Genomic DNA, 19,505 nt, shown 5'->3' on the forward strand with positions numbered 1-19,505 from the left:
TTGACGATCGAGATTATATGATTTTCATTCTATGGCAGCGAGTTATCTTAAGTTACTTCAGTGCCAAACCAGAAATGGTTGCCCGCCTGCGCGGGCATGACAGGTTTTTTGTCATGTACAGAGCCTTCCTGCAAATAGTTCTTGATTTTATTTTGTTAGGATAATAAATTTATTCACTTTATAAGGATATAAAATGAAGAAAGGAATACTAGGTTTATGGGTTTTAGGTTTTAGCTCGTCCGTTTTAGCTAATAATTTTTATATTGGCGCACAAACAGGATATGACAGTTATACGACAAAAGGTGACCATATATTCAATATCGGTTCAGCTCTCCAACCAAGCAATTATTCTGCTGAGACTTCTATTCACAGTCAAGGTATTCAGGGTGGAATTTTTGCAGGGTATCTTTTTGAAAATGCGAAATATAATTTGGCGGTAGAGCTAAATGCTGCCACCAGTTCTGCTAAAAAAACCAATGTTGCGTCTTTAAATACCTCAACTCCAATTGGACTGATATCCAATACCACTAGAGAATCTGCTGATGTAAGTGAAAGCTATGCAATTAGTCTATTACCAGGATGTAATGTGTCTAGAAACAGTTTGATTTTTTTACGTCTAGCAGCCGTAAATACAAACTTTAATTTTTTTAATAATAATCCCCCATTTATTATTGTAAATCCTCCTTTAGATGTTTCTGTAAATGAGCATCTTTGGGGTGGACGTATTGGAGTTGGAACTCAATATCAAATCAAAAGGCAAATTGCTATTCGTGGTGAATATAATTACACAGCCTATCGAACTCCATCTCGAACCAATCTCCCAGCTTCATATGATGTAGGATCAGAATTGAAATTTATTCCAAGCTCAAGTCAGTTTGTTTTAAGTATTGTTTATCAATTCGGACAGCAGAAAAATCAAATAAAATAGCGCGCGCAGATTGCGAACAAACAACATCTAATTCGCTAAAAACTCTTTTTAAAATGTGGCAGGTTGAAAAATAAAGGCGGCTAAAATAACGTATTTTGAATGATCACGGGTATTTGGCAGAGCTGCTTTTAAAGATGAAGTAATAACGAGCTCTATTGCGAATCTCTAAAAGTAGCTCTGGCGGAAAAAGCGATAGGGCAAATCTAGCATTTAGAAAGATTACGGGTATATTATGCCAAGCCTCACTTACTGAACCTCACCTAATTGATCCGAGTTATTCGGGTCATCCATGAATGCTAAGCATTAACTAACATACTTATCCACAGAATTTGTGGATAAATCAGAATGAAAAAAACATTGCTTGAAGGTTGTATTTTCTGGGGTTTTATGATTTTTTAAACTAAAATTTTTATAAAGCCTAACCTTCTGAATAAAAAATTATCCACAGGCTTAATGACAAGAAATTTATAGAAATAAACAAAGAGAATAGCAAAGTATTTTTTTAAAAAACAGACTTGCTTTTTAAAAAAAATTTTAATCTAAGACCATCATTAAAGTGAGTCCAAACAGTAATCCTAACAATTGGTTCAGTTGTTCAGGTAAATGCCTGGCAAGAATTAGCTATAAAAAAATCGGGTGGGTAAGTAAGAGTTCCTTAATGTTTAAAATATGTACTATTATTAATTATATAGCCTAGCATTCTAGAGAAATCCTACATGCCAAACAATGATACAATCAACGAACTATCGGCTAGCATCTTGAGGATGACAAAGCAGCTTAACGCTCTGAAGATCAACGACCCGCGTCGAAAAAAATTAACAAAATCTCTAGAAACTGAAACAGCTAAGCTTGCATCGCTAGCAAAAATCAAAGAGAAAAATGCCCAAGAAAATTTTGATAAGGTAATGGAAACGTTTGATCAACAGACAGATCAGCTCGATAAAGGCATGGGGGCAATTTTAGGACGACCAACCGCTACTAATGACGCTGATGAAGTTGACAGATTATTAGCTGAAATCGCTGGCTCTTATAATAAGCCGAGTAGCTCTCTACCTGCAACTGGCAGACCATCCAATAAGAGTGAAACGTCCTCCTTGGAGGAGCTGGAGCGTCGTTTAAATAGATTAAGAGGTAATACACCTACTAAATTTGCTCCTTTAGCCGCAAGAACCTATAACGAAGCAGCGGCTTCATTAGAAGAAGAACGCAACAAAGAAGCCGCAGACATTCTAAGGCAGCTTGCGGACAAAGAACAACTCAAAGCGAATACTAAAACCAAACCAGCTGTACAATCATACATCGATAGAACACCTCTTCAACAAACGGATTTTGATGAAGAATTAGCTGACATGCACGCAGATATAGACGGTATATCAGAAGAGATGTCAGACGAACTCGATGAATTGGATCAGATAAGCTCCGTCTTACAGCAACCATTATCCGATAGTAATGAGGCAGAACTTGAAAGCGATCTTGATGACTACCTGAAAGAATCAGTGGAACCAAACACCTCCTCTCAAACCCAAATGGACAACTCACCGGAATCGCTATTACATAAAGACAACAAACGTACTTCATCTTTTGCTCCCTCACCCGCATTAAGTACTAAAACTCAACAACCTCAACATACTTCATCGCCAATGGTTTCAGAAACTTCTGGTATTTTAGGGTTTTTAAAAAAAGCAGCACAGGGAATCATCAGTGGCGTGAAGGCATTCTTTAATGCCTTCACGAGAAAAGATGAACGTAACACAATGAAAGGTGAACGTAACCCAGTGGACGTGCAACCAAGACCTTTTACTAAGCAATCAACGCAGCCACTACCTTCTTCTAGGCAATCAACGCAACCCGTAGCTAATAATCATCAGACTAGGAATGAATCTAAAAAGACTTCTACAGCCTTGCCAAAAGTGACAGAGCACAACCTAGCATGGAGCAAACCAGCTAATTCAACAGCAATGAAGCCATCGATACCACAGCAGCAAACAACGACTTGGCGCAAACCACGCAACACAACCAGTGCTAAACAACAATTAGCTGAAAAGACAGAGAAGATCCTTAACACATTTCAAACAGCAATTGCTAAGCAAAGAGAACAGCAACTGGAAATGAAACAAAAGTTAGAGGATCGCCGGTCAAAAATGTCTGCTAGGAAAAAAAGAGATGAAATAACACACGCAGCTGCTAGAAAACGCGACAATAATGCTCGCCCTAAACTATAGAATATATTATATACCCGTGATCTTTCGAAATGCGTGTTTTTAGGCGCCTTTATTTGTTGTCCAGTCGCATTTTGAAGTTGATTGGTTATAGAGGCAAAAGACGATAGACTGAGGTGATCAGAAGTTGCTCTGACCATTGCTGACTTAAAAAACAGAATTATCTTAATGTCTTAAAGGAATGTGATATTTCTCGAGATAAGCGGTTGATATTTTCATTCATGGCGGCAACCACTGATGTTGGAGTAACTATAGGCAATTTTTTCTTGTAACATAGGTGTCCATTTTTTACTACACGATGTTCTTGATAAATTAAATACTCAGCCCGAAAAATGTTATTGCCATGCACATCGGTTTCAAACAGTGAAATGATGACTTGCAGGGTATAACTTGGGGAAAGTTGACTATACCACGGTGTTTGTTCAATGACAGATCCGGGAAGCAAGGTTGATAAATTAGTTCTAAGGACGCGCGCAATATTATCTTTTAGAGACTCCGCCCAATGATGATTTTCTGCTAGTTTCACTTGGTGCTTACTGCAATGGAGTGTTATCTCTGGTTTTTGTATGTACTCGGGAAGTTGAACCGGATTTATCCCAATCTTTAAATGAGAAAATTTCTTTTCTTTCGTGTGGTTGCAACAGGGAATCGGATTAAGCACATACAGTTGTGGTGGTGTGCTTCGACTGCAACTTATTAGAAGGGATACAATAATTAGGATTAAACCGGTTTTAGCATGGTTCACGCGCGTCCCCTCAATAATGATTCAGGATACCTCAATAAGTAATCCATGAAGTTTTCTGTGGATTCTGCTGCTTTAGATACTTGTTGCATGCTTTGTCCAAATTGTGTCATAAAAGGGGTTACATTTTGATTTAACTGATGCGCTAACTTCTCAACACGGTCACTCATCTGATTAATCGATCGAACCATATCTTGCATTTCACCGGATTTAACAAATTCACGGATTTCTTCCATGGTTTCTCGGGCGACCTTTAACGTTTCCTCTATGGTGGTATGTTTGTCAACAATTAAAGTCGTTGGAAACACTGGATAGTTATTATAATAAGTGCGATGGTTTTTAGGTGGCTCGCCAGATTGAATGAGTTCAATGCTTGCAATCCCGGTAATTAAATTAGGCTTAGAAACGTCAGCAACGTAGCCTTGCTCAATCAGCAATCGAATTGGATTTTGTCTAAAGCCCGCGGTTCTTTCTACAAAAAATTGCACATAGACTGGAACGTCAACCGTTTTTCCCTGCCGGCTTTCCGTTAATTCAATACGAGATACTTCACCAATTTTAACGCCACGGTAGGTGATAGCAGAGCGTGAATCGATGCCCTCAAGAGAGCCATTAAAGAACATCACATAGGTTTCCATTTCCTGCTTGAGATAGGTTTCATAAAAGAAGAATGCACTCACAATCAAAATAATAAATGCACCGGTAATAAAGATTCCTATTAAGGTATATGTTCGTTCCCGATGCATTGTTGTCCTTAACTTATTAACCATCATTCATGAAAAATATTCAGATAGACGCCAAAAAATAGGATAAAAAATAAACTTCTTGTCATAATTCGTGAGACGGCTGTTCGCAATGAAATTTCTCGGATTGATATTTCATAATAATAGTAGCCAATCACTAAAGAGATAATACAACAAAACATTAAAAGCTTAAAAACTGAATAAACAATATCATAAGGTGAAACGATACTCGCTAAGTGCAACAATAGATCACGCGTATCAATATTGATGATGAATTGAAACGTTGAGTAAATTGAAACCAGAAAGGTAAATAATGAATAAATATAAAGCGATATACCATTAACAAACAAACTGATGGTGATGGGGATAATAAACTCACACATGACTTCATCTGGCGTATGGTGCAAATGATGAATATCAGCATTAATGAGATTAAGCGAAGATTGGATAGATAATAGAATTCCAATGAGCAAAGGCGTTAGATTACTAATGGCAATATTTTGCATGATGGGTAATGCATTATCACCGCGACCTATCTCGTTGAGAATACTAAATATACTCAGGGATAGGGAAAGTCCGAGTAAGGCGCTGATGACGATAATAGGAAGCAATAAATGAGCGCCTGACAAGTAAACTGTTTTAATGAAATTTGACCATCCTATGGACTTGGGGCCTGCCAAGCAACGAAAAAAACTTGAAAAAAAATGTCCTAGGAATCTAAAAAATATTCGAATGCTGCCAATAAACCAGACTGTTGAATGACCCAGTTCCTTGAAGCTATACATTTTCACCGTCCTGGTTGAATTCTTTTCTTTCCTAGACTCGAAAGTTTAGAAGGATGCTAAAATACTACCTCCCAGGTTAATCCTGGTCAAACAAGCTGTCATTGCCCATAGCAATCGCTTTGGCATGGGCGGTGATTTTATCACAAGGCCAATCCCACCAGGCTAGTTTTACAAGCTTTGCAATGGTTTCATCATCAAAGCGCTTTCGTATCAGCTTTGCAGGGTTTCCGCCGACGACACTGTAAGCTTCGACATCTTTAGTCACCACCGAGCCTGAAGCAATAATCGCTCCATCACCAACGTTCACACCTGGCATGATAATAGCATTATAGCCAATCCACACGTCATTACCGATGACAGTGTTACCTTTGTAGCCAGGTGTTAGCGGTATGTCTTGCCAGTCATTGCCAAATGCACAAAATGGAAACGTGGAAAAACCATCGGTTGCATGATTGGCGCCATTCATTAATAAAGCGAACATTAGTCGCAATTTGGCAAAACTTACCAATAATTAACTTATCCCCAATAAAGTCAAAGTGATACAGCACATTATTGTTAAAGTTCTCAACAGACTTGGGGTCATCATAATGGGTGTAATCGCCTACGATAATATTAGGGTTGGTCACAATTGCGGGGCTTACAAAACGGGTGAATGGCGAAATGAACAAAAGGAAATCAAAATCAAGACACATGGCCGTAAAGCTATAAGCTATTTTCGCTACGGTCCTCATACAATACGAGATCTTGTGTTAAATGGCAGCACTTCTATAAGTCATATTGGCAGGACTGTTAGAGATTTTTTTATCTTGAAGCAGACAACAGTCATCATGGAATAATGGAAAAAACGCCAACCCCAACCTATGGATAAAACATGGAAAATAGACGTTTTGACCATGAACGCTTAGACGTTTATCAGGCAGCCATAGCATTCGTCATGCTTAGCGATGAAATTTTAGAAGAGTTGCCCCGCGGTCGAGCTTATCTTGAGGATCAATTACAACGAGCCGCCTCATCAATAGCGCTGAACATTGCAGAAGGCGCAGGTGAGTATGCTAGGCATGAAAAACATCGCTTTTTTCGTTTGGCTAAGCGATCTGCAACTGAATGTGCTGCAATATTGGATATCGGTCTGAAATTAGGTCTGATCGAAACAAAGAAGCTTAGTGATGCCAGAGATCTGTTATTCCGAATTGTATCTATGCTCATTAAAATGGTGAGCTCTGCCCATTAAAAAACCGGGCAAGGGCTCGGGCACGATTTCATTGTGCACGGGCACGTATTAGCTCAGTGGTTTTTTGTCCGGTACGTAGGACATTTGTTGTATAAATGGTCTTTCGAATGCTTTCTGGATAATTAAATAAAGTATTGAGATTATGCCAGTGATTGCGCCGAAGGCGGCTTATTTGAGGATATAGGGTATCCTAATTGATTAGGTAGCTACATTAGCTCGGCAGGGTGTTATTACAAAAATATTGATTGATAACGTCTTCTTGGTACAGTTTGTAAGAAAAAAACCCTACAGTGGCTATTGCTGCTGCAATTCCAAAGCTAGACCTGCAAGTCAGTAGCGATTTCTTGTCTTCCAAATCCTTCTCGGTTACATTATCTGTAAAAAAAGGTGCTTTGTGCATGCAGGTAGAGTGAATTACTTTGTCATTGTACAATATGTCAAATCCAAATAATATACGGGACTGGTCCAAATTCATAATCGACTTCACATTGAGGGAAAGATCACAAGTGTTTTCATATTGATTAGATACGACCGCTTCCATATATACTAAATCTTGCCACGCATCATTGAACGTTTTGATTGCTTTACATCGGTCAAGGTTAGACTTTGCTTTGTAAAAGACATAGTCACCAACTGAGTTCGCATGAGAGAATATTTCGTGGTATTTGCTACGTATTAATGCGGTTTTTTTTGCTACGAGCACATCTTTCTTGTTAAATTGAAATAGAAGATAATTGTCTATTGAAACTTGAACACCTACTTGCTTATTTGATTGATCATAAATTCTGGTAATTAAGCAAGGTCTGGACAGGTGAGTGGAAATATCTTCAAAAAGTTCGTTAAATAATTGACTATCAGTTAGTAATAAAAAAGCATTAGCTTTCTCTAACAAAGCGTTATCTTCACTCTCTAACAAGGTATCTACTTCAATATCTTCATCTGGATCCATAATTTCAATAATAGATTTAAAATTTCTTTCAAATTTAAATCCAAATGATTCCATTAAGCAATCAGGAATATCTAAGTCCATTAAACATACTTGTGAAAAAGAGTGGGAGACCTGTTGATATCTAGCCGATCCACCTTCTTTTAGATCTTGGATGATGAGCATTATTTATATCTGGCATGATTAATAAAAATATATAATTCACCATTATAAGAGAAAATAGCTTTTTGTCATGTTTAATGTGATTCGTTTTTTGTAAAACCAAAACCAGTCAATTCAGCCCAGCCAAGCCTCATTACTGAACGCGCTTGGCATCAACACGCACAAGAATATCTGGCGTCACCGCCCCTTCATAAATCGGCAGGTCGCGGCCACTGAACTTAGGCCCTGAGTCAACGATCACATGCGCGAGGTTGGTCAAAGAATTATCTGCATTGGTGTCAAGGCGAACCCGCATGTTGTATTCGCCCCAAGCGCGCCGAAGATCCTCTCGATCCACGCCGATGGCACCAGAAAGGAAGGTAATGCTCTCTTTCGGATTCTTAGCCACATACGCCTCGGCGTCGATGAGTGCTTGCAATACTCGTTGAAAGGCCTGGGTTCTTTCCGCCAACGCATTAGCACGTGCCACCATAAAAACATTCGCATAATAAACACCGCGGTTAGGGAAGCGTATGCCGTCGTTACCAAGTTTCGATAATACGTTGAAGCCGTATGGTTGCCAAACACTAATCGCATCGACATCGCCATTGATCAGCGCAGTCTGCATGGCTGGTGGCGACAACGCCACCAGCGTCGCTTCCGATAAATCAATATTGTTTGCCTCCGCAAAACGGCGCAGTAGCATATTGGATGAAGTGCCTGGCAGATAACCAATACGTCGCCCACGCAAATCAGCGGGCGTATGAATGCCGCGGTCGGTGCGCGCGATGATGCTATCGTCGGTTTTTTCCATGACCGAGGCAATCGCGGTGACCCCTTGCAGACCCTCGAACCCAATGAAGGCGAGGTTTGCATCCACGAGAATGCCTAAATCAATTTGTCCGGATTTGACAGCTTCGAACGTGATTGTGCCGTTTTGTAATGGCTGATAGGCGACATCGACACCGCGTTGTTCAAAGAAGCCTTGCTTCTGCGCAACAAGCACAAGCATCGAGATGTTCTTTGGTCCGCCAATCGTGACAGGCAAAGGCTCCTGAGAGCGCGGCGAACAACAGACCAGAGACAAAGCTACCAATGCAGCTAACATCGCACGGAAAATAATTCTAGTTTGAGTAAGAATGGACCAACTCCATTAGAGGTTGTATGGCAAATATTCCATCTGTTATTAACATTTCACTATATAATCTCGAGACAAAACAGTAAAGTTGGTGGTTCGTTTTTGTGTACGTTGCGTTTTTTTAACCCTGTACGAACGGAGGTTTATCCATACACTCCTCAACCAACCTACTTATTGGGGTCGTTATCCCAATAGCAGGTGTTTGCCCGCCCAATCCATGACTTGGTTATAAACTTCCCTGATTATGTTAAACTTATCGTAATAGAACAACATAGGTATTATAAAATGACACAACACAAGGGAAAATGCGACTGTGGTGTTGTTGAATTTGTTTGTAAAGGCGAGCCGCTTTTTACGCAATATTGTCATTGTAATAAATGTCGTGAGATATCGGCTCTTTCTACACGGGATGTGGATAAATCTGGTTATGCCTATACGGCTGCCTATTTTAAGTCAGATTTCAATATCATTTCTGGTAGTGATCATCTTGACGAAATTATTAAAAATAATGCAAAGCTCTTTTCATGCAAATCATGTCATAGTCTTATTTACGGCATCTCTATCGAACAGAGTAAGCACGCTGGTATTGGGATAAACGCGAATAATTTTTGTTTTATAGGCTCCACTCCAGAATCCTTTAAACCTGTAAGACATGTTTGGTATTCAAATCGAATCGTTAATTTTGATGATGACTTGCCGAAATATATAGATGCTCCGGAAGATCAATTTGGTTCCGGTGAACTGTATTTTGAATAAAGAAGTTATGCTCTTTTAATGAATTGATCCTAATTACCGAAATCATCCAAAGAAAAAGTGACCTTGAAAAACCCTCAGCTTGACACTAATGCGGCCGCGAATAGCTCTACGACACATAGAAAAATACTAATAGCGTTTTCATCGAAAATTCATTAAGATTAAACCCGCCATTAGCGGTTAAAAAAGGAATTTTTATGAAACAGCTATTTAAGCTTCTTCTCCTAGGTTTACTCACTCTTTCCGGTTTATCCACGTATGCATTTCATCTACCCCAGGGGCAATTGAATCTTTCTTTAGGTGGTGCTGATGTTCACCAAGGTCAAGAGCAGCTAGTTAATATAAGCAATACTTTCGGCAACATCTATACGATAAGCCAACAAAAGGATACTGTTTTTCTAGCCGGTGCGGGTTATTTTTTTGATGTATTTTCCCGTCAACCCATGGATGTATCCTTAGGAGCAAGTATCTATTATTTAAGCTCTGCAACCGTTAATGGCCTCATTTACCTTGAACGCACCTTTCCGAATTTAGGTTATCAATATAAAACTACTAATATTCCACTTTATGCTCATGCCAAAGGAGTTTGGAAAGGACAAGATGAGCGTGTAGCCTTAGTTGTCGATGCGGGGATTGGTCCTAATTTCATCAAAACCCATGATTATCAGGAACACTCAATCGATGGCGGTGTGACGATTCCAAATCAGACGTTTAGTGGGGATACTCAGGTTGAATTCAGTGCGATGGCGGGTATTGGGCTTCGATTAAATCAAGTATGGAATAATACAGCGCTTGAAGTGGGGTATAAATACTTTTATCTAAATGAAGGCGAACTTAATCCACGGCCGCAGGTTTTAAATCATCTTAACACAGGGAATGCGAATGCCCACGCCTTAGTCTTTACGATTATTGCTTAAACCAAGGATAAAAGGACATGAAGAAAATCATAAGCTTAAGTATTTTATTTATCTCTTCAATAAGCGTTGCAGCCAATACAGGATTGCTATTTAATGCCACTGTAAATAAGCCCGACTTAACCATCCGCCCGAATGTGAATTTCTATTACCCAAGTGCTGGCATTAAAATCACATCCTCTAGGTTTGAATTGCAAAACCAAGGACACGAATGCACGCCTTCATCCAGCGGGTTTTGTCTTTTTGCCGTAAGCCCGTCTCAACCAAAAACCTTATCTATCACCGGTGATGGACAGTTAACGTACATGCTGTGCACCAATGGTGATGCAGCACTTAATTGCCAGAATTATGTGGCAGATTTTTCGCCCACTAAAGCCTATATCTCAAATTTACGCGGCGGCGCAGACGAAAATGGCTTTGTTTCAATTTGCCCTTTGGATAGTAATGGCAATATTACGCCTGCAAATTGTACGGATGTTGATCGCAATACATGGCAGCTTGTTAGTGGTGTTGCCGTTTGGAAGAATACGCTTTATGTCGCAAACCTTGAGGGGGGAAATAATGGCGACGGTTTTGTTTCATATTGCAGTTTGAGCCCGGACGGCCGTTTTACTTCAGATGATTGCACGGATGTTTTAAGAGACCAATGGGGTAATCCCGAAGGCCTTACTGTGTCGAACAACAAGCTTTATGTTGCAAACATGTTTGGAGTCGACTTCCCATTTTACGGTACTGTTTCAATTTGCAGTCTGAATCCGGATGGCAGTTTCACAAATGATTGCAGAGATGTTAGTAGAGGAACGTGGCGGGAGCCCAGCGACGTTATTGTGTCGAAAAACAAACTTTACGTCGCAAATCAGGCCGGTCCTGGTGATGGAAGCTTTAACGGCTTTGTTTCAATTTGCAGCTTGGATGCGAATGGCAATTTCACCCCTGAAAATTGTAGGGATGTTGATAGGCCAGAGTGGAATAGTCCAGCCGGTGTTACTGTGTCGAACAACAAGCTTTACATTGCAAATATGGGCGGCGGTACGCCCGAAACCCCCGGTTTTGTTACAATTTGCAGCTTGAATGCGAATGGCAATTTCACCCCTGATAATTGTACCGATGTTGATAGAGCAGAGTGGCAGAGTCTCGTCGGCGTTACTGTGTCGAACAACAAGCTATACGTCACAGATATCGGGGACGTTGAGACCGGTAACCGTGGTTTAGTTTCGATTTGCAATTTGGATACGAATGGCAATTTCACCCCTGCAAACTGTACGGATGTCAATAAAGCAACGTGGAATCAGCCAAGTGACATTGCGATTAAATAAGTTTGTTTAAATCAAACAGATATTGGCACCAGTTGATTTGTTTGTGGTTGATTGCTGTTTGTCATCACTTTGTATTTGTAAAATTTAAAGTACAGGTACTGTGTGTGCTGTCATTTAAAATTTGTAACAGCGCACTGGCACGTTTTGCTCTCGTATGCGCGGAAAAGGGCTCTTTACTTGGCGCGAACATTGACATGATAGCTATTTCTTTGAATAAATATGAGATAACGGCTTTCTCTTTGCCGACTTCCTGCGGCTTGACTGCTGGAAGTCTGGGAGGCGAGGTGGGCGAACAGTTACAATATGAGGTTTATTCTGCTTTTTGAACATACACCATGCGTTGTTCGCAGAGTAATGCTAATTCTGATCGGGTCAAGGAATCATTTGCCTGGGATCCAAAAGTTTGTCACATTCCTCTTCAGTCAATAAGCCTAATTCAACAGAGGATTGCTTTAACGAAATATTTTCTTTATAGGCTTTTTTTGCAATCTTACTTGCTGCTTCATAACCCAACTTCGTATTGAGGATCGTTGCTAATGCCAAAGAATCTTCAACGTTTTTGTTTAGTATTGCAAGGTTTAACGTTAACCCTTGCACACAACGGTCAGCAAAACTTTGCATGGCGTCAGACAACAATTGAATGGATTGAAGTAAGGAGTAGATTAGGACTGTTCTAAAACTATGTGCATCAAAACTTGCCATAGCACTTGCATTTGAAATGGTGGTGTGATTCCCTTGTACGCGTGTTGCTACCATGATAAGAGCTTCACACTGTGTGGGGTTTACCTTGCCAGGCATGATAGTCGAACCAGGCTCGTTAGCGGGTAAATCTATTTCATGCAACCCACACCGTGGTCCTGATGACATCAACCGAAAATCATTGGCAATTTTTATAAGAGCGCACGCTAAGGTGTTCAATGTTCCACTGCACTCAACTAATACGTCATGCGCGGCTTGATGAGAAAAAAAATTACTGGCATTTTCAATTTTTTGGCCGGTAATTTTTGTCAGATGTTTCACCATTAAGGCGGCATAACCCTCCGGTGCATTCACGCCAGTACCTACTGCTGTACCACCAATAGGTATTTTCCGTAAGGGTCTTAGTCGTTGCATGATATTGTCTATCGAAGAAGTTAATTGACTGACATAGCCTGAAAATCGCTGCCCCATATAGAGAGGAACTGCATCGCCCATGTGGGTACGACCGATGGTAATTACGTCAGAAAATTCGTTCTCTTTTGCAAGAAGTGAATCTTTTAAATGAATAAGTGCAGGTAGTAACGTGTTATGTAGTTTAATCAAAGTAGCAATTTGCATGCTTGATGAGAAAACATCATTCGTTGATTGGGATTTATTCATATCATCGTGTGCATCAATGGGTGTGTTGCTTCCCCGTTCAGACTCCAGGAGCTCATTTGCTCTATTTGTGATAACTTCATTCACATTCATGTGTGACTGTGTTCCAGATCCGGACTGCCAAACACTTAGAGGGAATTGGTCATCATGCTCATGTTTGAGGATCTCATCACATACGGTGGTGATCGCTTGCGACTTTTCCTTGGATAATAAACCCAATTGCAAATGCGTGAGTGCAGCAGCTTTTTTAATTTGTGTTATCGCATAAATAATGCTCATGGGCATCCGCTCTTCACCAATAGGAAAATTAGTAATGGAGCGTTGGGTTTGTGCACCATAATATTTATCTGCCGGAATGACTACGTCCCCGAGGCTGTCAGATTCTATGCGTGTTTTGGCAGAACTTGTCATTTTATTATCCCTAAAAAGTGATTATTCGCCACAGCTAAAGCCATTGCCAGGGCGAGGGCACGTGTGATTGTAAATTACCCTATTTGCCCACCATCCGCGCCTTATACGTGGGATCCACCGATATTGTTAGATTCCTGGATCCCGCGGACAAAAAAGCTTGTGCCGGACTTTATCCGGTAAACTTAAATGGTTTCCCCATTTAGGGGTTATCAGAAAATGGACGTACCGCCTGTCTTCGTTTTATTGCTTCAAGTAGCTCCATAAATAACCTTCCTGTGTTTTTTTATATTAACTAACCACACAAGGTTCGTCACTCAGAACAGTACAGAAAAGCCATTATTGGTGTAGCTTGTGCATCCTTGATTCTCTCTAGCCAGCGGGAAATACGTTTAAATTTTTTATGCTTATAAAAACGCATCGCTGTAAATTTTAGATGATGGAACGCCTGCTAGAAATGCTTTTGTTTTTATTTTATTTGTCGTTTCTTTTGGCCCACACACATATACTTGTACATTATCGCTATTATTTAAATGAATCAATAATTGCTGCGTAATATCCGATTCTTGGTAACGTCCATTGCTCTTTAATACGCAGGGTATGTAATGAAAATTTTGGTAAAATGTTGCCAGAGTTTCCAGCTCTTCAGCGTAATAAATATCATCGTCCTGACATCCCCCATGGATTAAAGTAATTTTACCTTGATGTTGCATGCTTAAAGCAGTTTTAACAATGCCTAATAAAGGCGCTAATCCAGTACCGGTTCCGGCTAAAAGTATGTTGAAGGAGGATTGGTCCGGATTCATATAATAGCATTTACCAAAAGACCCTCGAATATGAACCATTGTGTCAACGGCGGCCTTTTTCCGAAGCCATTGGCTCATTGCTCCATCGTCTTTAAGCTTGATATGCAGTTCAATATAGCCTTCTTTTGCTGGCAAGTTGGCAATGGAATAACTTCGTGATACTCCTTCAGGATTCAACAGATTCAGATATTGGCCGGGCATCCAGTTTTCCAAATGTTCTGCTAAAAGTTTTACTCTAATGGTATTGTGAGTAAGGAAAGATAGCTCTGAAATCATGGCTGGTTGCTCACACTCCGCAGCATCTGGAGCTTTCAGATGCATGGTGCTCGTTGGTTTTGCCTGACAGGCAAGAAAATACCCCTGAGACTTTAATGTATCAGGTAAACCTTCCTGCCATTTTGACTCAATTGGGCTGTCGGTGGTTTTCATTAAACAAGCCTGACACACTCCCGAACGGCAGGCATTAGGATAATTAACATCATGCCGCAGCAGACAATCAAGCACAGATTCACCCTCCATTGAATGAAGGACTTGCTTATTGAAATGCAGTTCAGTCATCAGCTCACCTGTCTAAAACATCATCACGCACGCTGTTAGCAATAGAAGCCACTTCCTGTATATCCTTTTCATTTACCCCTAGCTCTTGTAAAGTTGCTCCAAGATGCTCAATGACAATATCTACATGCGCATCATTTAAGCCACGTTTGATTAAATGACGATGGCCTTCGCGCATGTCTTTTCCGCTATAATGATTAGGACCACCAAAAACCATAGTTAAAAAGCCTTTTTGTTTGAGGATTTGTTGCCCCATATCCACATCATCAAAAAAATGACTGACTCTATCGTCAGTTAACATTTTGCGATAAAAGATATCAACAGCGGTATTGACGGCGTTTTGACCACCCAAACGCTCAAATAATGTTTCAGACATAGTATATTCCTTAAAGATGTATTATGAATACATCTTATGAAAAGAAATAACGCTCGTCAAGAAATGATTTAAAGATGGATGCCAAATTATAAGTTGTATTTAAAATACATCTTTAATATAATAATCCTAATTAACATCATAAGGAGCACATCATGTCCGCATGCCATAAACCTGCCAAAACTATCAGTGATAAAATTGCTTTTGTTCTTGTAAAATTTTTTCGATTTTTTGCGGACACTTTTTTTCAAAAACGGTATGGGAATCGCGCCATAGTGCTCGAAACAGTAGCGGCTGTACCTGGTATGGTTGGGGCTGCTTTACTGCATTTACGCTGCTTAAGAAAAATCAAAAATGATGAAGGATGGATTAAAACTTTACTGGATGAAGCGGATAATGAGCGGATGCATTTGATTACGTTTATGTATATTGCCAAACCCAATTGGTTTGAACGGCTTATTATATTCATAGCACAGGCTATTTTCGTGGTTTTATATTTTCTGATGTATGTTCTTTCTTCAAAAACAGCGCATCGCTTTGTGGGTTATCTTGAAGAAGAGGCTGTTGTTAGCTACACCCATTATTTGCAGGAATTGGATGAGGGGCGGATTGAAAACTGCCCTGCCCCTGATGTTGCTATAAATTACTGGGGGCTGCCCACTGATGCTCGATTACGTGATGTGCTACTTGTCGTGCGTGAAGATGAGGAAGAGCATCGAGACGTAAACCATCAACTGGCTGACAAACTTGCAAAGGATCGCACACTTTTGACTCGGCTGGATATAAAGGCTACTGAGAACCAGGTTAACAATTAAGAAAAGAATTTATCGATAAACAGAAGTAAAAGGTGCATCATTATTTCAGAATACAGTGAGTTAATGTACCCGCGATCGTTTAAATACTCTGTACATGACAAAAAAACCTGTCATGTACAGAGGTTTAAATAGCATAAATGATGCATTTTGAACGATCACGGGTATATACTTGAGTATAAGGAAACAGTAGTCCATCGACATAAGTAAGATGTATTCGGTAGGCAGATATCAGGAGAGTTTGGTCTTTTGATTGCTCAAAAAGAAATATAATCGTAATTTTATGCCACTAAAGATGAAGAACATAATCATTAGTTATTCTTTAAAAGGCGCTTCGTTCTAGTTCAAACCTTTCAGGCCGGTCATTCTTTCATTAACCGTTGATTTATTGCTTTATGCTCAGAAAAACCGATAACTCATTTGGATTATGTAATACGTCAGCTAAGGTGTAACGTTCTAGAACTCCCATAAATGCAGCTTGGGCCTCATGCAATATACCCTTTAGTTTACATACAGGAGCAATACAACAATTGGCTTTTTCTTTATTAAAACACGGCACTAAATCAAAATGAGGCTCCAGTTGTGCAATGAGTCGACCTAAATTGATGGTTTCAGGGTGAGCGGCCATTAAAAGTCCGCCACCTTTACCACGACTGGTTTTAATAAGTCCAATTTTGGCCAAATTATGAATGATTTTAACCATATGATTGGTCGAAATGGTATAGGCATCAGTAATATCTTTAATTGTACAGGATTCTTTTCTAAGGGCGATGTAAATCAAGGCTCGTAAGGAGTAATCCGTAAATTGCGTCAGTTGCATGATTAATTCCTAATAGTTGGTCGACTCTGATTATTTCTTTTTATAAGATGCATTGTAAATTCATCTTTAAAAAAGTCACGGTAACTCGTGAAGCACTCCAGGAATACGTTCGGGGATTAAGTTTAACAGTTTAAATAAGAGCATCCAATTTCATTTTATGATCTTTTAAGTAGTAACGATAAAGCAGTGCCATATTAGCAGCAGCAGTAGATAGCTCAATTGGAATGGGCAGGGTATCGAATTTATCATGAGGAAGACAGCAAGCTATTTAATATTCAAATATTGGCTAAATATGCTGAAGGTAAACAACTTAAGCTCAAAATTACAACTGACAAAAACAAGTCGTCGTTTCTGTACGGTACTGCACAGAGCAAAAACATTTAATTCTTGGAATATCTTGTAATATATATACCCGTAATCTTTCAAAATGCGTGATTTATGCTTTTTCTTTTTCGCCCTGCCGCATTTTAAAAAACTCGCAAGGGAATGAGCCATTACTCGCTTTTTAAAATGCGGCAGGACAAAAAATAAAGGCGCCTAAAAACACGCATTTTGAAAGATTACGGGTATATACCCATTTCACCTGAAGATATTGGTTTTTTCGCGACTTGATTTTTGTGTCGGCAATTTGTTCAAAAGCGAAGTAATAGCAAGCCCTATTGCGAGCTTTTGAACAAATTGCTGGCGTAAAAAGCGATCGTGATAATCCGGATTAGGAAAATCAAAACGGCATCCAGCATCCCATTTAGAGCGTTGGTTTCCATAAGCAAGCATGCCCCCGGGATTTTTTCAACAGATGTGTCATATGTATTAAACTCCAAGTCATATTATTTTTTGGGCATAAGACCATAAGCTAAACCTAAGACAAAGCCATAAATGATATGTAAAACTAAGGTGGCAATTATGACTTGAACACCGAGTTCCGCTGCAAAAAATCCATGATCCATGACCGGCATATAACCAAACATCATTAATAGCCAAGCGATGATTCCAAAAGAGATTCCTCTTAACCAATAAGCACCCATTAAAGCGGGAGCTAACAGTGCAAATAAAACTCCCCAAATAAAAGAGCCTAACAGGAAGTGAATGATCCAACCAACGATTGGTGTTTCCGAACCCAAAAACTGATTAAAATCACGAATGACATTAAATTGCGGCATAAGTCCCATTTGTGCTTTCAGCATCATTAAAAGGGATAACACTGCTGTTGCGATAAATCCCGAAATAAAACCCACTAAATATTTATTCATTTGAACCGTCCTTGTTTTGAAAAAATTAATTAGATGATTAAAACGTAAGTACTTCAAATCCTTCCTTAAGTAAGCGGCGAACACTAGGGTGTCCTTCGTATTCATCGATTAAATGGAAGTGATGTGCTTCAATGTCTTCACTAACTTTAAAGGCTTTTGCACAATAACCACATGCACCAGAAACGTTATGTTTTACTTTTGCAAATAAATCATGGTATTGATGCTCATCATTAGAGAGTTCTTTTATCCAACGGGTACCCGAGCCGTCAAATACGAGCCGGACCTCATCCTCCGCTTCCTGAAACTCCTTAACCGCCATCATGGCGTTGACCACACGTGCTAAGTCTTCCTCTGTTTTTGTGTCGGCTAAAACAATAATTGCTGCTTTCATGCTTATTCCTCCTTGATAATTGTTACAGTTCTAGAGCTTTAGTTTAGATGGCACTTTAAGAAAATGCATTATTCAAATAAATGGGTTGTCAATCCAATTCTCGTTGATGCCTATGGTCGTTATTAGGAAAATGAGTAAGATTCAACCTGCTATTTTTAGTTTCATCAGTGAGCGCTTAGTCCTTGTCGCGTTGACTTATCACAAATAAATACTTAATCTAAATTTCAGACTATTCGTTCTTATTGGTGACATCAAGGTTATGACCACTATTATTTCTAAAACGATATCTAACCAAGTATTAGACAAGGCCATGCGTCTTTTTTGGGAAAAAGGATATTTTAATACTTCTGTGGATGAGCTTATCGCGGTCACGGGTTTTAATCGTCGCGCAATTTATCATTTTTTTGGCGGAAAGCGTGATTTATTTTTGGCATTACTTATGCGCTATCGGGCGGAAGTGACGGATAAATTAACCGCGCCACTGCAAAATTATTCAGATGGATTAAAAGCGATTGAAACGTTTTTTCATCAGTTCCTTCATCTGCGTGATTCAGACAATCCCTGCGGATGTTTTTTGATTGCTACGGCTTCTGATATGCCATCTCATGATCAAGAAGTTGCACAAGTGATTGAACGATTTTCAGCTGAATTAAATGAATATTTCCAAGCCTGTTTGACGCAAGCATTTTCAAACACCGAAAGCTGCGAAAAGCCAGATATTAAAGGCATTGCTGATTTCCTGGTGGTGAATGTCTTTGGCTTAATGACAATGGATAGAGCTCAAGTTGACCAGGAAGTCATTCGAACCCATGTTGAGATGGTTACTCAGTTTCTTAATCTTCAGAAGTATAGGAATTAATTTTCAGGAAAAATATCAG

General features: G+C 39.6%; 19 protein-coding genes and 2 pseudogenes. 9 read left to right on the forward strand and 12 right to left on the reverse strand.

What is annotated here, in order from left to right; all coding sequences use genetic code 11:
• Positions 1–193 precede the first annotated feature (193 nt).
• A complete protein-coding gene (locus E1O47_RS08005; RefSeq protein WP_133130744.1) occupies positions 194–928 on the forward strand; it encodes an outer membrane protein in 735 nt (244 codons plus the stop codon).
• A 764-nt stretch (positions 929–1,692) separates the two neighbouring features.
• Positions 1,693–3,150: a hypothetical protein gene (locus E1O47_RS08010; protein ID WP_133130745.1), complete on the forward strand. Its 1,458-nt coding sequence runs from the start codon at positions 1,693–1,695 to the stop codon at positions 3,148–3,150.
• Positions 3,151–3,307: 157 nt separating this feature from the next.
• On the opposite strand, the gene E1O47_RS08015 is transcribed toward E1O47_RS08010, so the two are convergent.
• The 4 genes and pseudogenes from E1O47_RS08015 to E1O47_RS12605 form a co-directional block, all read right to left on the reverse strand.
• A complete protein-coding gene (locus E1O47_RS08015; RefSeq protein WP_165475079.1) occupies positions 3,308–3,892 on the reverse strand; it encodes a PqiC family protein in 585 nt (194 codons plus the stop codon).
• Positions 3,889–4,635, reverse strand: coding sequence for an MlaD family protein (locus tag E1O47_RS08020; RefSeq protein WP_133130747.1), 747 nt, complete (start codon positions 4,633–4,635; stop codon positions 3,889–3,891). Before E1O47_RS08020 ends, E1O47_RS08015 begins: the two co-directional genes overlap by 4 nt.
• 23 nt (positions 4,636–4,658) lie before the next feature.
• A complete protein-coding gene (locus E1O47_RS08025; RefSeq protein ID WP_133130748.1) occupies positions 4,659–5,417 on the reverse strand; it encodes an ABC transporter permease in 759 nt (252 codons plus the stop codon).
• Positions 5,418–5,493: 76 nt separating this feature from the next.
• A pseudogene (locus tag E1O47_RS12605) lies at positions 5,494–6,109 on the reverse strand (CatB-related O-acetyltransferase).
• Here E1O47_RS12605 and E1O47_RS12720 point away from each other — a divergent pair.
• Positions 6,047–6,253: pseudogene (locus E1O47_RS12720) on the forward strand (hypothetical protein); the annotation flags it as partial. The pseudogenes E1O47_RS12605 and E1O47_RS12720 overlap by 63 nt on opposite strands.
• Positions 6,254–6,288: 35 nt before the next feature.
• A complete protein-coding gene (locus tag E1O47_RS08035) occupies positions 6,289–6,648 on the forward strand; it encodes a four helix bundle protein (RefSeq protein ID WP_133130749.1) in 360 nt (119 codons plus the stop codon).
• Positions 6,649–6,859: 211 nt separating this feature from the next.
• Here the strand turns inward: E1O47_RS08035 and E1O47_RS08045 are convergent, their stop codons facing one another.
• Positions 6,860–7,678: a hypothetical protein gene (locus E1O47_RS08045; protein WP_133130750.1), complete on the reverse strand. Its 819-nt coding sequence runs from the start codon at positions 7,676–7,678 to the stop codon at positions 6,860–6,862.
• A 211-nt stretch (positions 7,679–7,889) separates the two neighbouring features.
• The gene (locus E1O47_RS08050; RefSeq protein WP_165475081.1) at positions 7,890–8,783 is read right to left on the reverse strand and encodes an ABC transporter substrate-binding protein; all 894 of its coding nucleotides are present in this window, start codon (positions 8,781–8,783) and stop codon (positions 7,890–7,892) included.
• Positions 8,784–9,158: 375 nt separating this feature from the next.
• On the opposite strand from E1O47_RS08050, the gene E1O47_RS08055 reads away from it, so the two are divergent.
• The 3 genes from E1O47_RS08055 (at position 9,159) to E1O47_RS08065 (ending at position 11,856) form a co-directional block, all read left to right on the forward strand.
• Entirely contained in the window at positions 9,159–9,629 is a 471-nt protein-coding gene (locus tag E1O47_RS08055) for a GFA family protein (protein ID WP_133130752.1), read from the forward strand.
• A 194-nt stretch (positions 9,630–9,823) separates the two neighbouring features.
• On the forward strand, positions 9,824–10,543 hold the full coding sequence (locus E1O47_RS08060; protein ID WP_133130753.1) for a hypothetical protein: 720 nt from the start codon (positions 9,824–9,826) through the stop codon (positions 10,541–10,543).
• A 17-nt stretch (positions 10,544–10,560) separates the two neighbouring features.
• Positions 10,561–11,856, forward strand: a complete 1,296-nt coding sequence (locus E1O47_RS08065) for an NHL repeat-containing protein (RefSeq protein WP_133130754.1) — start codon at positions 10,561–10,563, stop codon at positions 11,854–11,856.
• A gap of 372 nt (positions 11,857–12,228) precedes the next feature.
• On the opposite strand, the gene E1O47_RS08070 is transcribed toward E1O47_RS08065, so the two are convergent.
• The 3 genes from E1O47_RS08070 to E1O47_RS08080 all read right to left on the reverse strand — a co-directional run bounded on the left by E1O47_RS08070 (position 12,229) and on the right by E1O47_RS08080 (position 15,357).
• Positions 12,229–13,623 carry a class II fumarate hydratase gene (locus E1O47_RS08070; RefSeq protein ID WP_133130755.1) on the reverse strand — a complete coding sequence of 465 codons (1,395 nt, stop codon included), beginning with the start codon at positions 13,621–13,623 and terminating at the stop codon, positions 12,229–12,231.
• A gap of 404 nt (positions 13,624–14,027) precedes the next feature.
• Complete coding sequence (locus E1O47_RS08075; protein ID WP_133130756.1) at positions 14,028–14,984, reverse strand: FAD-binding oxidoreductase; 957 nt, start codon at positions 14,982–14,984, stop codon at positions 14,028–14,030.
• A 4-nt stretch (positions 14,985–14,988) separates the two neighbouring features.
• Positions 14,989–15,357, reverse strand: coding sequence for a group I truncated hemoglobin (locus E1O47_RS08080; RefSeq protein ID WP_133130757.1), 369 nt, complete (start codon positions 15,355–15,357; stop codon positions 14,989–14,991).
• A gap of 152 nt (positions 15,358–15,509) precedes the next feature.
• On the opposite strand from E1O47_RS08080, the gene E1O47_RS08085 reads away from it, so the two are divergent.
• Positions 15,510–16,169 (forward strand): alternative oxidase, encoded by a 660-nt coding sequence (locus E1O47_RS08085; protein WP_133130758.1) that lies wholly within the window; start codon positions 15,510–15,512, stop codon positions 16,167–16,169.
• A 382-nt stretch (positions 16,170–16,551) separates the two neighbouring features.
• Here the strand turns inward: E1O47_RS08085 and E1O47_RS08090 are convergent, their stop codons facing one another.
• The 3 genes from E1O47_RS08090 to E1O47_RS08105 all read right to left on the reverse strand — a co-directional run bounded on the left by E1O47_RS08090 (position 16,552) and on the right by E1O47_RS08105 (position 18,627).
• Positions 16,552–16,986, reverse strand: a complete 435-nt coding sequence (locus tag E1O47_RS08090) for an Rrf2 family transcriptional regulator (protein ID WP_133130759.1) — start codon at positions 16,984–16,986, stop codon at positions 16,552–16,554.
• Positions 16,987–17,813: 827 nt separating this feature from the next.
• A complete protein-coding gene (locus E1O47_RS08100; RefSeq protein WP_133130760.1) occupies positions 17,814–18,236 on the reverse strand; it encodes a DUF6789 family protein in 423 nt (140 codons plus the stop codon).
• 37 nt (positions 18,237–18,273) lie between these two features.
• A complete protein-coding gene (locus E1O47_RS08105) occupies positions 18,274–18,627 on the reverse strand; it encodes a DsrE family protein (RefSeq protein ID WP_133130761.1) in 354 nt (117 codons plus the stop codon).
• Between the two features lie 259 nt (positions 18,628–18,886).
• Between E1O47_RS08105 and E1O47_RS08110 the strand changes: the two genes are divergently transcribed.
• Complete coding sequence (locus tag E1O47_RS08110) at positions 18,887–19,486, forward strand: TetR/AcrR family transcriptional regulator (RefSeq protein WP_133130762.1); 600 nt, start codon at positions 18,887–18,889, stop codon at positions 19,484–19,486.
• Positions 19,487–19,505 lie beyond the last annotated feature (19 nt).

The sequence above is a fragment of the Legionella yabuuchiae genome (assembly GCF_900640115.1).
GTDB lineage: Bacteria > Pseudomonadota > Gammaproteobacteria > Legionellales > Legionellaceae > Legionella_A > Legionella_A yabuuchiae.